This window comes from Bhargavaea ullalensis, from assembly GCF_042432615.1.
GTDB classification, from domain to species: domain Bacteria; phylum Bacillota; class Bacilli; order Bacillales_A; family Planococcaceae; genus Bhargavaea; species Bhargavaea ullalensis.
On sequence record NZ_JBHLWY010000026.1, the window covers coordinates 14,178 to 32,058 of the forward strand.

General features: G+C 58.4%; 17 protein-coding genes. All 17 read left to right on the forward strand.

Translation table 11 applies throughout. The features are described 5' to 3' along the window. Positions 1-44: 44 nt before the first annotated feature. Positions 45-311 (forward strand): biofilm formation stimulator Veg, encoded by a 267-nt coding sequence (gene veg / locus ACFFIY_RS06905; RefSeq protein WP_040224486.1) that lies wholly within the window; start codon positions 45-47, stop codon positions 309-311. Between the two features lie 115 nt (positions 312-426). After that, a complete protein-coding gene (locus ACFFIY_RS06910) occupies positions 427-612 on the forward strand; it encodes a small, acid-soluble spore protein, alpha/beta type (RefSeq protein ID WP_354198074.1) in 186 nt (61 codons plus the stop codon). A gap of 183 nt (positions 613-795) precedes the next feature. Further along, a complete protein-coding gene (gene ispE, locus ACFFIY_RS06915) occupies positions 796-1,659 on the forward strand; it encodes a 4-(cytidine 5'-diphospho)-2-C-methyl-D-erythritol kinase (RefSeq protein ID WP_354198076.1) in 864 nt (287 codons plus the stop codon). Between the two features lie 107 nt (positions 1,660-1,766). After that, positions 1,767-2,603, forward strand: coding sequence for a pur operon repressor (gene purR, locus ACFFIY_RS06920; RefSeq protein ID WP_354198140.1), 837 nt, complete (start codon positions 1,767-1,769; stop codon positions 2,601-2,603). Beyond that, a complete protein-coding gene (locus ACFFIY_RS06925) occupies positions 2,600-2,977 on the forward strand; it encodes a RidA family protein (RefSeq protein ID WP_354198078.1) in 378 nt (125 codons plus the stop codon). Before purR ends, ACFFIY_RS06925 begins: the two co-directional genes overlap by 4 nt. 167 nt (positions 2,978-3,144) lie before the next feature. After that, complete coding sequence (spoVG, locus tag ACFFIY_RS06930; RefSeq protein ID WP_354198080.1) at positions 3,145-3,429, forward strand: septation regulator SpoVG; 285 nt, start codon at positions 3,145-3,147, stop codon at positions 3,427-3,429. A 94-nt stretch (positions 3,430-3,523) separates the two neighbouring features. Then, positions 3,524-5,545 (forward strand): penicillin-binding transpeptidase domain-containing protein, encoded by a 2,022-nt coding sequence (locus ACFFIY_RS06935; RefSeq protein ID WP_354198082.1) that lies wholly within the window; start codon positions 3,524-3,526, stop codon positions 5,543-5,545. Positions 5,546-5,751: 206 nt separating this feature from the next. Continuing rightward, a complete protein-coding gene (gene glmU, locus ACFFIY_RS06940; RefSeq protein ID WP_354198084.1) occupies positions 5,752-7,140 on the forward strand; it encodes a bifunctional UDP-N-acetylglucosamine diphosphorylase/glucosamine-1-phosphate N-acetyltransferase GlmU in 1,389 nt (462 codons plus the stop codon). A 3-nt stretch (positions 7,141-7,143) separates the two neighbouring features. Continuing rightward, complete coding sequence (locus tag ACFFIY_RS06945; protein ID WP_354198086.1) at positions 7,144-8,103, forward strand: ribose-phosphate diphosphokinase; 960 nt, start codon at positions 7,144-7,146, stop codon at positions 8,101-8,103. Between the two features lie 472 nt (positions 8,104-8,575). After that, a complete protein-coding gene (locus ACFFIY_RS06950) occupies positions 8,576-9,223 on the forward strand; it encodes a 50S ribosomal protein L25/general stress protein Ctc (protein ID WP_354198088.1) in 648 nt (215 codons plus the stop codon). Positions 9,224-9,326: 103 nt separating this feature from the next. Continuing rightward, on the forward strand, positions 9,327-9,890 hold the full coding sequence (gene pth / locus ACFFIY_RS06955) for an aminoacyl-tRNA hydrolase (protein ID WP_354198090.1): 564 nt from the start codon (positions 9,327-9,329) through the stop codon (positions 9,888-9,890). Positions 9,891-9,949: 59 nt separating this feature from the next. Continuing rightward, on the forward strand, positions 9,950-10,177 hold the full coding sequence (locus ACFFIY_RS06960) for an anti-sigma-F factor Fin (RefSeq protein ID WP_354198092.1): 228 nt from the start codon (positions 9,950-9,952) through the stop codon (positions 10,175-10,177). A gap of 66 nt (positions 10,178-10,243) precedes the next feature. Continuing rightward, on the forward strand, positions 10,244-13,762 hold the full coding sequence (mfd, locus tag ACFFIY_RS06965; RefSeq protein ID WP_354198094.1) for a transcription-repair coupling factor: 3,519 nt from the start codon (positions 10,244-10,246) through the stop codon (positions 13,760-13,762). 86 nt (positions 13,763-13,848) lie between these two features. Beyond that, positions 13,849-14,385: a stage V sporulation protein T gene (gene spoVT / locus ACFFIY_RS06970; RefSeq protein ID WP_354198096.1), complete on the forward strand. Its 537-nt coding sequence runs from the start codon at positions 13,849-13,851 to the stop codon at positions 14,383-14,385. Positions 14,386-14,532: 147 nt separating this feature from the next. Beyond that, positions 14,533-16,131 carry a putative polysaccharide biosynthesis protein gene (locus ACFFIY_RS06975; protein WP_354198098.1) on the forward strand — a complete coding sequence of 533 codons (1,599 nt, stop codon included), beginning with the start codon at positions 14,533-14,535 and terminating at the stop codon, positions 16,129-16,131. Further along, positions 16,124-17,587 (forward strand): bifunctional methyltransferase/pyrophosphohydrolase YabN, encoded by a 1,464-nt coding sequence (gene yabN / locus ACFFIY_RS06980; protein WP_354198100.1) that lies wholly within the window; start codon positions 16,124-16,126, stop codon positions 17,585-17,587. The genes ACFFIY_RS06975 and yabN overlap by 8 nt, the downstream gene beginning before the upstream one ends. After that, positions 17,584-17,874, forward strand: coding sequence for an RNA-binding S4 domain-containing protein (locus ACFFIY_RS06985; RefSeq protein WP_354198102.1), 291 nt, complete (start codon positions 17,584-17,586; stop codon positions 17,872-17,874). The genes yabN and ACFFIY_RS06985 overlap by 4 nt, the downstream gene beginning before the upstream one ends. Positions 17,875-17,881 lie beyond the last annotated feature (7 nt).

Consider the following 17,881-nt stretch of genomic DNA (forward strand, 5'->3'; position numbering starts at 1 on the left):
ATTTATTGGCATGTTATGCTTATGTATAGTGAGGTGTAAGCGATATGCCAAAAACATTAGCTGATATCAAGAAGTCGCTGGATTCACACTTGGGGCAGCGTTTGCATTTGAAGGCAAACGGCGGCCGCAAGAAGACGATTGAAAGAGCCGGTGTCCTTCGGGAAACGTATCATGCCGTCTTTGTCATTGAGCTCGACCAAGATGAACATGCGTTTGAACGGGTATCCTACAGTTATACCGACGTTCTGACGGAAGCCGTTGAACTGACTTTCTTCAACGGTGCAGAGAAAATGGATTTTGTCGTTAAGTAATCAGTCTTTATTTTTTATGAACAACACCCGGGACTTCCGTCTGGAAGGTTTTCCCCGGGTGTTTTTCTTTTTTGCGGCCATACTACGCTTGTCAGCTGAACGAGGAGGAAACCGAATGGCTAGAAACGGCGGAGTAATGTCCGAGCGTCTGAAGGAAGAAATCGCCAAGGAACTTGGGTTTTACGATGTTGTGCAGCAGGAAGGTTGGGGTGGCATCAAAGCGCGTGACGCAGGAAACATGGTCAAACGTGCGATTGAGATGGCGGAACGGGGAATAGGCGGCCAAAACGGCCCGAAATAAACCGGAACCGAAAACCCGGAATCCAAAAACGGCTGACACCGGGGCAGGCGGAGCTGATCCGCCTGCTTTTTTTATTGTCCGGGAGCACATGCCCCCAGCCCGGCTATTTTTATTCGTTTGTTTCCTCCAATCCGATGGGCGTATGGTAAAATAGGGGCACTGAATTTAGTGGGGGTGCCATCCATGCTTCATGAAAAAGCACCGGCGAAGATCAACCTGACACTGGACGTTCTCGGAAAGCGGCCGGATGGCTACCATGAGGTCGAGATGATCATGACGACGGTCGACTTGGCGGACCGGCTGTCGATCTGGCCGTCGCGCGACGGCCAGATCCATATTCTCTCTTCCGACCGGTACGTCCCGGACGACCGGCGGAATCTCGTCTGGCAGGCGGCGGATCTTCTCAGGAAAAAGTTCGGGATCCGAAGCGGCGTCACATTTGAGCTGGAAAAACGGATTCCGGTGGCGGCTGGGCTTGCCGGGGGCAGCAGTGATGCAGCGGCGGCGCTCCGCGGGCTGAACCGGCTCTGGAATCTCGGTCTGACCTTGGGCGAGCTGGCGGAAATCGGGGCACAGATCGGGTCGGACATCCCGTTTTGCGTGTTCGGCGGAACGTCGGTTGCAACGGGCCGCGGCGAGAAGCTGCGCCATCTTCCGGCACCGCCGAATTGCTGGGTGATCCTGGCGAAGCCGGCCATCGGCGTATCGACTGCGGATGCTTACGGCCGGCTTGACCTGAGGAAGATGGATCATCCGGACACCCGGGCGATGGAGGCGGCGCTTGCAGCGGGTGACTACGACGCGATGTGCCGCTCGGTCGGCAATGTGCTGGAGCCTGCCACGATGGGGATGCACCCGGAAGTGGCGATGCTGAAGGACGGAATGCGGCGTTTCGGAGCGGATGCGGTTCTGATGAGCGGCAGCGGCCCGACCGTTTACGGACTCGTCTCATCGGAGGCGCGCGTGGCCCGGATCGTCAACGGGCTGCGCGGATTCTGCCCGGAAGTGCATGCCGTGCGGATGCTCGGTGAGGTTCTGCTTGATTAAAGCCGGATAATTATGTTAATGTACAGGTAAATCATTCGTGTTTTGGGAGGCCCGGGCCGAATTCCGGCAGACGGAAGCCCGGATCGACGATATCAGAGGTGGACATTTTGAAATGGAAGCGCAGTGAACGGCTGGTCGACATGACGCAGCATCTGTTGGCGAACCCGCATACCCTCATTCCCCTGACTCACTTTTCTTCGGCCTACGATGCGGCGAAGTCCTCGATCAGTGAAGACCTGGCGATTGTGAAGGAGACGTTTGAAGAGCGGGGGACCGGACGGCTCGTCACGGTGCCGGGTGCAGCGGGCGGCGTCAAATACATACCGGAAATGGGTTCGGATGAGGCCCGGGAGATCATCGCCGGGCTGATCCATGCCCTGGAGGATCCGGACCGCCTGCTTCCGGGAGGCTATCTGTACATGACCGACCTGCTCGGGGATCCGCATCTGCTCGACAGGATCGGAAAATTATTCGCTTCCCGGTTCGCCGACCGCCGCGTCGATGCCATCATGACGGTGGCGACGAAGGGGATTTCGATCGCCCACGCCATCGCGCGGCATCTGAACGTCCCGGTGATCGTCGTCCGGCGCGACAGCAAAGTGACCGACGGACCCACCGTCAGCATCAACTACGTGTCCGGCTCCAACCGCAGGATCCAGACGATGGTCTTGTCAAAGCGCAGCATGAAGGTCGACCAGCATGTCCTGCTCACCGATGACTTCATGAAAGTCGGCGGGACGATGAACGGCATGAAAAACCTCCTTGCCGAATTCGGATGCGAGCCGGCGGGTGTCGCCGTTCTCGTGGAATCGGAAGATGTCCAGGAGGAGCGCCTTGTCGAGGATTATCTGTCTCTCGCCAGGCTCCGGAAAGTGAATGAAAAAGAACGGACGATCGAACTCGTGGAAGGAAACTATTTTTCGAAAGGCGGTCATGCACTGTGAACATCATCTCCACCGACAAAGCGCCCGCGGCCATCGGGCCATACTCCCAGGGAATCGTAACGGGCGGCGTCGTCTACACATCGGGCCAGATCCCGCTCACGCCGGAAGGCGGCCTCATCGACGGTTCCGTCGAAGAACAGACGCACCAGGTCTTCAAAAACCTCTCCGCTGTTCTGGAAGCGGGCGGTTCGTCGCTCGGCCGGGTCGTGAAAGCGACGGTATTCATCGCAGACATGAACGACTTCGGCACGATCAATGACATTTATGCTTCTTATTTCGGAGACCACAAGCCGGCCCGCTCCTGCGTGGAAGTGGCGCGTCTGCCAAAAGACGTCAAGGTGGAAATCGAAGCGGTCGCGCTCGTCAGCGAATAACACGCCATCTGGGCGGCAGTTTTCCGGTTATCGGAAACTGCCGCTTTTTTCATTCCGCCATTTCATAAACGAATAGTTCAAAAATTTAGTATTGTAAGAAGGAGAATTTACCTTTATATTGAATGTAGTATTTATAATGCCGGCACTGTGCGGAAGGTGGTGAGATTGTGGAAGTAACTGACGTAAGACTTCGTAGAGTTGAGACCGATGGCCGTATGCGCGCCATTGCTTCCATCACGATCGATGAAGAGTTCGTCGTCCATGACATCCGGGTCATCGACGGAAATGATGGCCTGTTCGTGGCCATGCCGAGCAAGCGGACGCCGGACGGCGAGTTCCGCGACATCGCGCATCCGATCAATCCCGGCTCCAGGCAGAAGATCCAGGATGCCGTCCTCGGAGCCTACCATCTTACAAAAGAAGAACCGACACTTGAAGAGGCGGGGGCCTGATCCTTGCCGAAGCCGTCCCGTATCGGGGCGGTTTATTTCTTTTTCCCGAAACCGTTTTGCTGATAAGATGGAAAAAGAAATAAGGGGGATCAGAATGAAGAAGATTGTACAGTGCATGTTGTTTCTGGGGCTGCTCACCGCACTTTCGGCATGCGGGGACAAGGTGACACCGGAAGACCGGCTGTCCGACTATATCGGCCACTGGAATGACGGGAAATTCACCGAGATGTATGATGACTATCTGACCAAAGAATCAATTGACGCCTATTCAGAAAAAGACTTTGCCGAACGCCAGGAACAGCTCCAAAAAGACCTGGCGATCGAAAACCTGAAAGTCACTTATACAAAACCGGAAAAAGGGACGAAGTGGGACAAGGAACAGCCCGCCGAGTTTCCCATCACTGTGAAGATGGACACGGCAGCCGGACCGGTGGAATTTGAAAAGACGGCGAAGCTTTTGTATGAGGAACGGGGGAAAAAGAAGAACTGGTATGTAGATTGGGATCCTTCCTACATCTTCCCCGATCTCGGACCGGAAGACGAAATCGGCATCAGCCGTAAAAAGGCGGCCCGCGGGGAAATTTTGGACCGAAACGGAAATCCGATGGCTGCAAACGGAACGGGCTACAACATCGGCATCGTGCCCGAAAAACTGACCGATGAATCCAAAAAAGCGGAAATCGCCTCGCTGCTCGGCACGACCGTGGAAGCGATTGACGCAAAGCTCGGTCAAAAATGGGTCAAGCCGGATCTGTTCGTGCCGATCGGCAAGGTGTCCAAGGATGACGGGGAACGGATTGAAAAGCTTGTGGCCATACCGGGCGTCGGCGCACAGGAAACTCCGATGCGCGTGTATCCGTACGGGCCGGCGGCAGCCCATCTCACCGGCTACATCGGGTCAATCTCCGCAGAGCAGCTTGAAAAGCTGAAGGACAAAGGATACACCGAAACAGACCAGGTCGGCCGCAGGGGGCTGGAAAGCATCCTGGAAGACCGGCTGCACGGAAAAGACGGAATCAGCATCTATGTCAAAAAAGCGGGGGAAAATGCGGAAACCGTGACCATTGCCGAGAAAGCGCCGGAAGACGGGGAAACGATCCGGCTGACGATCGACGCGGCAATTCAGAAGGCGGCCTATGATGCGATGAAGGGCGAGCCGGGAACCGCGGCGTCGGTCGCCCCGGCCAGCGGGGAAGTCCTGGCGCTCGTCTCTTCCCCCGCCTACAACCCGAATGAATTCATCACGGGCGTGAGCGGGGAGCGCTACAAAGCGCTGGAAGAAGATGAAAACACCCCGCTGTTCAACCGGTTCGCCCAGAGCTACGCGCCGGGTTCCGCGCTCAAGCCGATCACGGCGGCCATCGGCATGGAAGCCGGCACGCTCAATCCGGCGGAGGGCCTGACGATCAACGGCAAGACGTGGCAAAAAGATTCGTCGTGGGGCGCCTACCGGGTTTCCCGTCTCCACGACGAGGCGCCGAACCCGGTCGATCTGAATAAAGCGCTGATCTACTCCGACAACATCTATTTCGCCCGGCAGGCACTCGCAATGGGCAAGGATGCCTTCACCGCGGGACTGGCGAAGTTCGGCTTCGGCGAAGAAATCCCGCTCGCGGTGATGGACTTGAAGCCGTCCCAGATTTCCAATGACGGCAAGATCGGATCTGAAGGACAACTGGCGGACACGTCATTCGGACAGGGACAGATGCTCGTGAACATCCTGCATCTCGCCTCGATGTATGAACCGTTCCTGACAGACGGGACGATGTACAAGCCGGTGCTTCTCCTGGATGAAGAAGAACCGCAACCGTGGAAAGAACAGATCCTGTCCGCGGACACGGCCTCGACGATCAGGACGATCCTGAGAAACGTCGTCCTGGACGGTTTTGCGCAGTCTGCGAACCTGGACGACATTCCAATCGCCGGCAAGACCGGAACGGCCGAACTGAAGTCGGCCGGCGAGACGAGCGGCAAGGAAAACGGCTATTTCGTGTCGTACAATCAAGACAACCCGGCCTTTATCCTCGCCATGATGGTGGAGGGCGTCGAGGACAACGGGGGCAGCGGGTACGTCGCCGGCATGGCGGCGGACGTCTACCGCAGTGTAGCCCCGTAAAAAGGCAGAAAGAGGCAGGCATGGTCCGTTCGGCGGGCGGCCTGCTTTTTTCTTTCAGGCCGCGAAGCCTTCCGGAGCGGCGGGGCTTTTCCTGTTTTGAACCGGACTGCAGGATGATTGTCAAGACTCGCTCCCGAATTTGTTGAAAAAAAGCGTGTTTTCGTCTATCGTTAATTAGAAGAAAACGATGATTGGGGACTTGCCTGATGACAAATACATATGCAGTGGTGCTGGCTGCCGGCCAGGGCACCCGCATGAAGTCTAAAAAATATAAAGTACTTCATCCGGTATGCGGAAAACCGATGGTCAGCCATGTTATTGACCATATCCGGGGACTGGGTGCGGACCGCATCGTCACCGTCGTCGGCTACGGCGCGGAGCTCGTCGAAGAGGAAGTCGGGGAGCGCAGCGAGTTCGTCCTGCAGGCTGAACAGCTTGGGACGGGCCACGCGGTGCAGCAGGCGGAGGAGATGATCGGCGACCTTGACGGAACGACGATCGTCGTGTGCGGCGACACGCCGCTGATCACGCCGGAGACGATGGCGGCGCTCGTCGCGCACCACAACGATACGGGTGCGAAGGCGACCATCCTGACCGCCTATGCGGACGATCCGACCGGCTACGGGCGCGTCATCCGCGACGAATCAGGCCATGTGCTCCGGATCGTGGAACAAAAAGACGCATCGGAAGCAGAAAAACAGGTCAAGGAAATCAATACCGGCACGTACTGCTTCGACAACCGCACTTTGTTCGACACGCTGCGCAAAGTCGGCAACGACAATGCCCAGGGCGAGTATTACCTCCCGGACGTGTTCGGCATCCTGCAGACCGGAGGAGAGACGATCGCCGCCTTCGCGACCGCCGACTTTGAAGAGACGCTCGGCGTCAATGACCGGGTCGTCCTCGCAGAAGCGGAGCGGGTCATGAGGAAGCGAATTGCCGAACACCATATGCGGAACGGCGTGTCGATCATTGACCCGTCGTCCACCTACATCAGTGCGGATGCAGAAATCGGCCGGGACACGGTTCTTCTTCCCGGCACGATGATCGAAGGCAAGACGATCATCGGCGAAGACTGCATGATCGGACCGAACAGCCAGATCACCGAGAGCGCCGTCTCGGACCGCGCCGTCATCCGCCAGTCCGTCGTCATCGCGAGCAGGATCGGCGAAGATGCCGCGGTCGGGCCGTTCGCGCATATCCGGCCGGACACAGAACTCGGCAGCAGCGTGAAGATCGGCAACTTCGTCGAAGTGAAGAAGTCGGTGCTCGGCAACGGCAGCAAAGTGTCGCATCTGAGCTATATCGGGGACGCCGACATCGGGGAGCGCGTGAACATGGGCTGCGGGACGATCACCGTCAATTACGATGGGACGAATAAATACCGCACGACCGTGGAGGACGATGCGTTCGTCGGCTGCAACTCGAATCTCGTCGCACCGGTCACCGTCGGAAAAGGGGCTTATGTGGCAGCCGGATCGACCGTCACAAAAAATGTTCCGAAAGAAGCCCTTGCAATTGCCCGCTCCAGGCAGGAAAATAAGGAAGGCTATGTCCATAAACTGAACAAGAAGCGACCAGGAGGAGCAGACTAACAAATGGCGAATCATTATCCGAACGACAAACTGAAGATCTTTTCGTTGAACTCCAACGAATCATTGGCGCGGGAAGTGGCAGAAGAGATCGGCCGCCCGCTCGGAAAATGCTCGGTCAACCGTTTCAGCGACGGTGAAGTCCAGATCAACATCGAGGAAAGCATCCGGGGCTGCGATGTGTTCATCATCCAGTCGACATCCGCGCCGGTCAACGAAAACCTGATGGAGCTGCTCATCATGGTCGATGCCGTCAAGCGCGCTTCCGCACGGACGATCAATGTCGTCATGCCGTATTACGGCTATGCGCGCCAGGACCGGAAAGCGCGTGCCCGCGAGCCGATCACCGCGAAGCTCGTCGCAAACCTGCTCGAGACTGCGGGCGCGACGCGTGTCATCGCGCTCGACCTGCATGCACCTCAGATCCAGGGCTTCTTCGACATCCTGATCGACCACCTCGTCGCTGTGCCGATCCTGTCCGATTACTTTGAAGCAAAAGACATCAACAACGAAGAGCTCGTCATCGTCTCCCCTGACCATGGCGGCGTGACCCGCGCCCGCAAGATGGCCGACCGCCTCAAGGCGCCGATCGCCATCATCGACAAACGCCGCCCGCGTCCGAATGTCGCGGAAGTGATGAACATCGTCGGGAACGTCGAAGGCAAGACGGCCATCCTGATCGACGACATCATCGACACCGCCGGCACGATCACGATCGCGGCCAATGCGCTCGTCGAGAGCGGCGCCAAGGAAGTGTACGCATGCTGCACGCATCCGGTCCTCTCCGGCCCCGCGATCGAGCGCATCGACAATTCCAAGATCAAGGAGCTCGTCATCACCAATTCGATCGAGTTGTCTGAAGAGAAGCAGTCGCCGAAGATCAAAGAACTCTCCGTCGCCCCGCTCCTCGCCGACGCCATCATCCGCGTCTTCGAAAACAAATCCGTCAGCACGCTCTTCATCTGATGAGCCAGAGAACCCGACCGGCTGCGCAGCCCCCAAACTGCCCCGGCGGGTTTTTTTATTCAAGCGCGATGGCTCAAGCAAATGATCATCTTCAAAACATGAATAGATCTGTTGAGTCTGAGCATTTTCTGCTTTTCAATCAGCACAAATTTATAAGGTAGTTGATTGGAGCGGAGGGCGGCGACTCCTGCGGGAACAGCATTTCCGTGTCCAATAGCGAAGCGTTGGACAACATGCGCGCCAGGGAGCGGCAGCGGACGAGGAGACGGAAGCCATGCCCGCGAAAAGCGTCCGCCCGCAGCAGAAACCAACACGCTCCCGACCCTTCCCTCCAGACTAGCCCCCGTCACGCCGGGTGCCCGCAGGTTTTCTTCCCAGAGGATCCACGTCACGAAAGTTTTTGCTGAAATGTTTGAACCCTTTCTCGTTGGGGTATACGTATTGTTAGAGAATAAATGGGATGGTGACTTGTATGGTACAGACGATCAAAGCAGAGCGAAGAGAAGGTTCCAAACGGTCAGATCTATCGGCATTGCGAAACGGGGGGTACATACCGGCGGTCGTGTACGGATACCAGCTGGAAAATGTGCCGGTATCGGTCAACGAGCGGGACCTGATGATGACGCTCCGTGAGGTCGGGCGCAACGGCGTCATCCGGCTTGAAGTGGAAGGGCGTCCGGTCAATGTAATCCTGAACGACTACCAGGCGGACGTGCTGAAGGGCGATATCCGCCACGCCGACTTCCTCGCCATCAACATGGATACGGCGATGGAAGCGGAAGTCTCGATCACGCTCGTCGGTGATGAAGATGCGCCGGGCGTCAAGGAAGGCGGCACGATCACCCAGCCGCTCTGGACAGTGAACGTCAGCGCGAAACCTTCGGACATGCCGGAAACCCTGGAAGTCGATGTATCGGACCTGCAGGTCGGCGAGACACTGACGGTCGGAGACGTGAAAGGCAAATGGAACGTGGAAGTGACGGATGAAGACGATACGGTGCTCGTCACAATCACGGCGCCGCGCACGCAGGAGGAGCTCGACTCGCTTGACGATGAATCCGAGGAACCGTCTGCAGAGCCGGAAGTGGTCGGCGAAAAAGGCGAATCCGGAGACGAATGACCCGAACAGAAAAGGCTGCCGCATTGACGGCGGCCCTTTTTGTCTGTTCTTTCCGTGCAATATGCTAAAATGGGAAGCATCACCGCCATAGAGGAAGATGAGGATGAAAATGATCGTCGGGCTCGGAAATCCGGGCCGGCAATACGAACGGACGCGCCACAATATCGGTTTTGACACCGTCGATCTGCTTGCAGACCGCTGGGGCGCATCCCTGAATCAGACCAAATACAACGGCATGTATGCAACGGTGCACCGTCCGGAAGGCAAGGCGCTGCTCGTCAAGCCGCTCACGTTCATGAACCTTTCGGGAGAATGCGTCCGTCCGATGATGGATTACTTCGACATCGCGGATGAGGATCTCGTCGTCATCTACGATGATCTCGACCTCCCGCCCGGGAAGCTCCGGCTCCGGCAGAGGGGCAGCGGCGGCGGGCACAACGGCATGAAGTCAATCATCCGTCACCTCGGCTCGCAGGAATTCAACCGCATCCGCGTCGGGATCGGGCGCCCCGACGGTCCGATGGCCATCACGGACTATGTCCTCTCCCGGTTTTCAAAAGAGGAAGAGCCGGTCATGCAGGATGCCGCCGGCCAGGCGGCGGATGCGTGCGAGGCGTTCCTTTCCAGGGACTTCCTTGACTTGATGAACGATTTCAATGCGCGCTGAGCATAACCCCGCCCCTTACCGCCTATACTGACGGAAAAGGGAAGGAGGGGCCGCCCGAGATGGCGATCCGTTATCACTGCCGTCATTGCGAGACGGAGGTCGGCCGGCTCCCGTTCGGTTCCGCCGAAGAGGTGCGGACCCTGCACCGTCTGGCGGACGGGGAAGCGGTGGACTTCATCACCGAAGAGGAGGACGGCGAAGTGACCGTGCAGTGCATCTGTGAGCATTGCCAGCAGTCGCTCGACCGGTTTCCCGACTACTACGCACTGCAGAAATGGCTGCAATGAGCCGTTGCTTTGGCACCGTGTCCGGTGTCCAAGGCTTTTTCTGTTTTCTTTGAAAGGATGGAACGCATGGAAGAGATACTTGATGTACTGGCGGAAGGCGGGGAGATCCCCGAACTGATCGGCCAGCTGAAGGAAGGCAAGGACCGGCAGCTTGTCACGGGCCTGGCCGGCGGGGCGAGGCCCGCCCTGTTTGCCCTTGCCGGACGGGAAACCGGAAGCCCGGTGCTCATCGTAGAGCCGAATATGCTCCAGGCCCAGCGGACTTATGAGGATCTCGCCAGGCTCGCGGGTGATGAGCGGGTGCATCTGTACCCGGCGGATGAACTGACGGCGGCGGAGCTGTCGGTCTCCAGTCCCGAACTCCGCGCCCAGCGGATCGATACGCTTGACCGGCTCCTTCACGGAGAGTCCGGCCTTTTTGTCACGCCGATCGCGGGACTCCGGAAGCTCCTTCCTTCGCCTGAAGAATGGGCGGCTTCCATCCTGACGGCCGCAACAGGCGATGAAATCGACCCGGCGGGCTGGGCCACCCGGCTCGTTGCGATGGGGTATTCCCGCCAGCCGATGGTGACGTCGCCGGGCGAATTTTCGCTGCGCGGCGGCATTCTCGACATTTACAGCCTGGACCGGGATGAACCGGTCCGCATCGAGCTGTTCGATACGGAAGTTGACTCGATCCGGACCTTTTCCGCAGAGGATCAGCGCTCCACCGGCCGGCTGGAGTCCATCCGCATCCTGCCCGCCTCCGAATTCACCTGGACGGAAGAGCGCCTTTCTCAGCTGGCAGACCGGCTGGAGGAGGAACTCGGGGCGAGCCTCAAAAAACTGAAAGATGAAGCGGCAAAAGAGGCGATGCTCGCCAACATCCGGGAGACCATCGGGCGCCTGAGGGACGGGGATATCCCGGATTCAGTCAACCGGTTCGCCTCGCTCGCAGGGGCGGATTCATTTCTCGGAGATTATTTCCCCGAGACGGGCATCGTCTTTCATGACGAAGCCGGTCGCATCCTGGAAGTGGCCGAGTCGCTTGAGCGCCAGGAAGGGGAATGGCAGATGGATATGCTCGCCGAGGGCAAGACGGTCCATGCAGCGCGCATCAGCCATTCGTTCAAGGAAATCGAAGGGATGTTCCGACAGCGGCGGGTATATCTGTCTCTGTTCGCCCGCTCACTTCCGGGCATTGTCCTGAAAGACACCGTCCAGATCTCCTGCAAGCCGATGCAGCAGTTCCACGGCCAAATGAACCTGCTGAAGTCCGAGGTGGATCGCTGGCAGACTTCCGGCTATACGGTCCTGATCACGGCGGAAGGGGAAGGGCGGCCGGAGAAGGTCCGCGCAATCCTCGCCGACTACGGCATGGAGGCGGACATTCCCGAAGCGAGAACGGCGCCGGGTCCTGGCATCCATGTCATCAGCGGGGACCTGTCTTCGGGATTTGAGCTGCCGGCGAGAAAGCTCGCGCTCGTCACCGATTCCGAACTATTCCGGCAGAAAGCCCGCCGGAAGGCCCGTCCCCAGAAACTGTCGAACGCCGAACGCATCAAGAGCTACAATGAAATCAAGCCGGGAGACTATGTGGTTCATGCCCAGCACGGCATCGGGAAATATATCGGCATCGAAACGCTTGAAGTGAATGGCACCCACAAAGATTATCTCCATATCAACTACCGAGGGGACGACAAGCTGTACGTGCCCGCAGACCAGATCGACCTGATCCAGAAATATGTCGCCTCCGAAGACCGCGAGCCGAAAGTGCACAAACTCGGCGGGACCGAGTGGAAAAAGACGAAAAGCAAAGTGTCCAAGGCGGTCCAGGACATCGCCGACGATCTCATCAAGCTGTACGCGAAGCGCGAAGCGGAAAGAGGACACGCTTTCCCGGCGGACGATGACATGCAGCATGCGTTCGAGGCGTCATTCCCTTACGATGAGACCGACGACCAGCTGCGCTCGATCGAGGAGATCAAGCGCGATATGGAAAGCATCCGGCCGATGGACCGCCTCCTTTGCGGCGATGTCGGCTACGGCAAGACGGAAGTCGCCATCCGGGCGGCGTTCAAGGCCGTGTCCGACGGCAAGCAGGTCGCCTTCCTCGTGCCCACGACGATTCTGGCCCAGCAGCACTTTGAAACGATGAAAGAGCGCTTTTCCGGATTTCCGGTCGAAGTGCGGATGCTGAGCCGGTTCGGCACGAAAAAGCAGCACACCGAGACGATCAAGGGGCTGAAGGACGGAACGGTCGACGTCGTGGTCGGCACGCACCGCCTGCTGTCAAAAGATATCGAGTACCGGGACCTCGGCCTGCTCATCGTCGATGAAGAGCAGCGTTTCGGCGTCACGCACAAAGAGCGGATCAAGAAGCTCAAGACGAACGTCGACGTGCTGACGCTCACGGCGACGCCGATTCCGCGGACGCTGCACATGTCGATGATCGGCGTGCGGGACCTGTCCGTCATCGAAACCCCTCCGGCCAACCGCTTCCCGGTCCAGACATACGTCATGGAAAGCAACGCCGCGATCGTCCGAGAGGCGATCGAGCGCGAGATGGCCAGGGGCGGCCAGGTGTTTTACTTGTACAACCGCGTTGAAGACATGGCGCGGAAGGCCGAGGAAATCAGCATGCTCGTGCCGGACGCCCGGATAGCGACCGCGCACGGCCAGATGTCCGAGTCGGAACTTGAGGGCGTGATCCTCGCGTTCCTGGAAGGGGAATACGACGTGCTCGTCACGACGACGATCATCGAAACGGGCGTCGACATCCCGAACGTCAACACGCTCATCGTCCATGACGCCGACCGGATGGGCCTTTCCCAGCTTTATCAGCTGCGCGGGCGCGTCGGCCGGTCAAACCGGATCGCCTATGCGTACTTCCTTTACCAGCGGAACAAAGTGCTCACCGACGTGGCGGAAAACCGGCTTCAGGCGATCAAGGAATTCACGGAGCTCGGATCCGGGTTCAAGATCGCCATGCGCGACCTGTCCATTCGAGGTGCCGGCAACCTGCTCGGCGCCCAGCAGTCGGGCTTCATTGACTCGGTCGGCTTTGACATGTACTCCCATATGCTGGAGGAAGCCATTGCCGAGCGGCGCGGAGAAGGGACGGAAGAAGAAAAAGGGGATCTCGAAATCGTCCTTCACGAAGATGCCTACATCCCGGATTCGTACATTCCGGACGGATTCCAGAAAATCCAGATGTACAAGCGCGTGAAGGCGATGGAAAAGGAATCCGACTACTCGGAGCTCGTCGATGAGATGACCGACCGTTTCGGAGATCTGCCGCTGGAGGCCGAGCTGCTGCTGAAAATCGGCCGCATGAAGGTGTGGGGCCGAGAAGCGGGCGTTGAATCCATCCGCCAGAAAGGCGATCGGACCGTCATCACGCTTTCTGAAGAAGGAACGGAGCGGGCAGACGGCGCGAAAATCGTGGAGGAGACGCTCCGATTTGGCCGTGCGGTCGGTTTTCACATGGAAGGCGGGCGGCTGCTGCTGACCGTCGATGCCAAGAAAACCGGTAAAATGAAAGCTTTTGATGTGCTGGAAGAAGTCATGAAGCTGTTGCCGGAAGCAAGAAAAGAAGCCGCCTGAATCCGGTGATTGCATAAATTGGCGAATCGTGATGCATACTAACCCCGCGGGCACACAATCGAATTGTCGAAAGCGAGGCATCACGAATGAGAGCAACCGGAATTGTCCGGCGGATCGACGATCTTGGCAGGATCGTCATTCCGAAGGAAATCAGACGGACGATGCGCATACGGGAAGGCGACCCTCTCGAGATTTACACGGACCGGGACGGGGAAGTCATCCTGAAAAAATATTCCCCGATCAGCGAGCTCGGCAACTTTGCCAAGGAATACGCCGACACACTTTATGAGACACTCGGCACGCCGGCGCTCATCAGCGACCGGGATGAAGTGATTGCCGTTGCCGGCCTGTCAAAGAAAGATTATCTCGGCAAGCGGATTTCGCCGGACCTGGAAGAATTCATGCTCGGCCGGACACCGGTCGTTGAAAAAAACGAAAAGTCGCTGGAGTGGGTGCAGGGTCAGGTAGAGCAGGTGAAGTCCTCCTGCATCTGCCCGATCATCTCGGGCGGGGACCCGATCGGTGCCGTCTACCTGCTGTCGAAAGTGCACTTCATCGGAGAGCCTGAACTGAAGACGGCAGAGACGGCTGCACATTTTCTCGGAAAGCAAATGGAACCATGATAGCTGGATCAGCCGACAAGGCCGCCAAGCGAAACCGGAAAGATCCGGTCGCGTGGCGGCCTTTGCCGATTTTCCCGGTATTTTGCATGCTATAATGGGATCATCCCTTGAAGAGAAGGAAGCTTGTCCAGCATGCAGCAATGGAACATGAAAACATTCATGAAAGGCGCGGCGATGCTTGCCGCCGCCGGAATCATCGTCAAACTCCTGAGTGCGGTCTACCGCATCCCGTTCCAGAACCTGGTCGGCGACAAAGGGTTTTATATTTATCAGCAAGTATATCCGTTCATCGGCATCATGACAGTCTGGACTTCCTCCGGATTTGCGGTCGCCCTTTCCAAAATCCTGGCCGACCGGGACCGGTCGGAAGCGGGAGGCATCATGAGAATCGCCTTCCTGTATCTGGCGGTCCTGTCCGGATTGTCGTTCCTCATCCTGTTTGCAGGGGCGGACATCATCACCGGCTGGATGGGCGACCGGGCACTGGCGCCGCTGCTGCGCACGGGTGCGGCCGTCCTCTTGCTCATGCCGTTCCTGTCCGTCCTGAAAGGCGCGTTTCAGGCGCACGGGAAAATGGGGCCGGTGGCGGGTGCGCAGATCGCCGAGCAGGCTGTCCGAGTCACCGTCATCCTCGCGGGAACGTGGATCGTCATCTCGGCCGGCGCTTCGCTGTATGCGGCGGGACGCGCGGCGATGTGGGGCACCGTCGCCGGCGAACTGGCCGGCGTTCTGCTGCTCTTTTTCCTGTTCGGCAAGTGGCAGGGACGGCCGGATGCGCGTTCCCGGACTGCGGTTCCCGTCTGGCCGGTTGCCAAGGAGCTGACGGCGGTCAGCCTGGCCGCGAGCCTCAGTTCGCTCATCCTCCTGTTTTTCCAGCTGATTGACTCGTTCACGATGTTCAACCTGATCACGGCTTCCGGCACGCCGCGCGAAGCCGCCATGGAGGCAAAAGGCGTGTACGACCGGGGCCAGCCGCTCGTGCAGATGGGCATTCTCATCGCCTCCACACTCTCCCTCACGATTGTCCCGCTCGTGGCGGCACACACCGGAAAAAAATCCGGGCGAACAGCGGAGCCGTTCGTCCAGCTCGCCTGGCGGATCGCCTTCCTGTTCGGCTGGGCGGCGGCGCTCGGGCTCATCCTCGTCATGCCGTTTGTGAATGAAATGCTGTTTGAAACGCGCAGCGGCTCCGGGGCGCTCATGATCTTCAGCCTGCAGATCTTTTGGCTGTCACTCATCCTGCCGCTTACGGCGGTCCTGCAGGGGCTCGGCCGCGTGAAATGGCCGGCATTGATTTTATTCGCCGGGCTTGCCCTGAAGGCGGCGGCGAATGTGCTGCTCGTGCCGGGTCTCGGCATTGCGGGCGCGGCGATTGCCGGCAATGCGGGCTTTGCCGCGGCAACGGCCGGGCTGGTTGTTTACTTTAAGCGGATCTGGCCGGTCCGGCTGGCGGATAACCGGTTTTACAAGACGATCATCGGCGCGTCCATCCTCATGGCCGCAGTCATCGTGCCGTGGATGCTTTTGTCGGACATCTGGCTGTTCGACGGCCTGCCGTCCAGGCTCGCCGCCGTGCTGACGGGACTTTCGACAGTCGCAATCGGCGCACCGATATTTCTTGGGGCTGTCGCCAAATCGCGCATCCTGTCAGAGAAGGAATGGTACCTTCTCCCCGGCGGGCGCAGGCTTGCCGCCCTTCAGCTATTCTTGAATCAAGACAAAAAAGGGAGTGGTCCGAATGAATGAACTGACGGTCATCGGCCTCGGCGCGGGGGAATTTGACCAGCTGCCGGTCGGCATCTACCGGATCTTGAAAAATGCGGGCAAGTTTTACGCCAGAACCGCCGATCATCCGGTGCTACGGGAATTGGAAGCGGAAGGGCTGCAGATCAAGACCTTTGACGACGTCTATGAAAAGCATGAGTCGTTCCCGCCCGTTTACCGGGAAATTGCCGACACGCTTATCCGCCTGTCGGAAGAGGGGCCGTTGATGTACGCAGTTCCGGGCCATCCCCTCGTCGCCGAGCAGACGGTCGCTCATCTCATCGAAGCGGAGCGTCAGGGGAAGATCCGGCTCTCGATCCGAGGCGGCCAGAGTTTCCTCGACCCTGTGTTCGAAGCGCTCAGGATCGATCCGATCGACGGCTTCCAGCTGCTCGACGGCACGACGTTCCGACGGGATGACGTGAACATGGCCCAGCATGTGCTTCTCGCACAGGTGTATGACCAGTTCAGCGCATCCGAGGCGAAGCTGACGCTGATGGAGAAATATCCGTACGACCATCCGGTGACCGTCGTCACCGCCGCCGGCTCATCCGCAGAGCGGCTCATCACCGTGCCGCTGTTTGAGCTGGACCGCTCCGTGGAAACAAATAATCTGACGACCGTTTATGTCCCGCCCGTGGAGGAATTGGCCGACCGGGTGAAGGAATGGCCGGCCTACCGTGAAATCATCCGCATCCTGCGCAGCCCGGACGGCTGCCCGTGGGATCGGCAGCAGACCCACGAATCCCTGAAGAAATACATGATCGAAGAAGCCCATGAACTGATCGAGGCAATCGATTCGGGGGATGATGACGCGATCATCGGCGAACTCGGCGATGTCCTGCTTCAGGTGATGCTCCATGCCCAGATCGGCGAAGACGACGGATACTTCTCCATGGAAGACGTGCTGGAATCGGCCGGGCGGAAAATGATCCGCCGCCACCCGCATGTGTTCGGAGAAGCGACCGCGGAAAACGCCGACGAGGTCGTCCGCAACTGGCAGGCGATCAAGGAAGAGGAAAAAGAAGGACCGAGAAACTCGATCCTCGACGGCCAGGATCGCTTCTCGTCTTCTCTGCTCACTTCGTTCAATTTCCAGAAGGAAGCGGCGAAAGTCGGGTTCTCCTGGTCGGATGCCGAAGGGGCGAAGGCGAAGTTTGAGGAAGAGTGGCAGGAATTCCTGGAAGCATCGGCGAATGGGAACGAAGAAGAGAAGACGGACGAGTTCGGTGATGTGCTGTTCACCCTCGTGAACATCGCCCGGTACCACGGAATATCGCCGGAAGAGGCGATGACGGCCGCCAACCGGAAATTCCGGCGCCGCTTCGGCCATATCGAGGAGCGGGTGTCGGCAGGCCGCGGCTCGTTCGGGGATTATTCGCTCGAGGAACTCGACCGGTTCTGGGACGAGGCGAAAAGAATGGAGAGAAATTCATGAGACTCGATAAATTTTTGAAAGTATCCCGGCTCATCAAGCGCCGCACGCTTGCAAAAGAAGTGGCGGACCAGGGGCGGATCACCGTGAACGGCAAAACCGCCAAAGCATCGACCGATGTGAAGGAAGGCGATGAACTGGCCATCCGCTTCGGCCAGAAACGGGTCACCGCCCGCGTGGACATGCTCAAGGACAGCGTCAAGAAAGACGATGCCGCCAACATGTTCACCATCCTGAAAGAAGAAAAGCTTGAAAAGGTCGAACCCGAATTTGTCGACGACGAAGACTGACCGGCAG

Coding starts and splice junctions, on each gene's coding strand:
- glmU (WP_354198084.1), top strand. CDS start 5,752: ATGACAAATACATATGCAGTGGTGCTGGCTGCCGGCCAGGGCACCCGC.
- ispE (WP_354198076.1), top strand. CDS start 796: ATGCTTCATGAAAAAGCACCGGCGAAGATCAACCTGACACTGGACGTT.
- veg (WP_040224486.1), top strand. CDS start 45: ATGCCAAAAACATTAGCTGATATCAAGAAGTCGCTGGATTCACACTTG.
- ACFFIY_RS06910 (WP_354198074.1), top strand. CDS start 427: ATGGCTAGAAACGGCGGAGTAATGTCCGAGCGTCTGAAGGAAGAAATC.
- ACFFIY_RS06985 (WP_354198102.1), top strand. CDS start 17,584: ATGAGACTCGATAAATTTTTGAAAGTATCCCGGCTCATCAAGCGCCGC.
- ACFFIY_RS06975 (WP_354198098.1), top strand. CDS start 14,533: ATGAAAACATTCATGAAAGGCGCGGCGATGCTTGCCGCCGCCGGAATC.
- ACFFIY_RS06950 (WP_354198088.1), top strand. CDS start 8,576: ATGGTACAGACGATCAAAGCAGAGCGAAGAGAAGGTTCCAAACGGTCA.
- ACFFIY_RS06935 (WP_354198082.1), top strand. CDS start 3,524: ATGAAGAAGATTGTACAGTGCATGTTGTTTCTGGGGCTGCTCACCGCA.
- ACFFIY_RS06960 (WP_354198092.1), top strand. CDS start 9,950: ATGGCGATCCGTTATCACTGCCGTCATTGCGAGACGGAGGTCGGCCGG.
- mfd (WP_354198094.1), top strand. CDS start 10,244: ATGGAAGAGATACTTGATGTACTGGCGGAAGGCGGGGAGATCCCCGAA.
- ACFFIY_RS06945 (WP_354198086.1), top strand. CDS start 7,144: ATGGCGAATCATTATCCGAACGACAAACTGAAGATCTTTTCGTTGAAC.
- spoVT (WP_354198096.1), top strand. CDS start 13,849: ATGAGAGCAACCGGAATTGTCCGGCGGATCGACGATCTTGGCAGGATC.
- yabN (WP_354198100.1), top strand. CDS start 16,124: ATGAATGAACTGACGGTCATCGGCCTCGGCGCGGGGGAATTTGACCAG.
- pth (WP_354198090.1), top strand. CDS start 9,327: ATGAAAATGATCGTCGGGCTCGGAAATCCGGGCCGGCAATACGAACGG.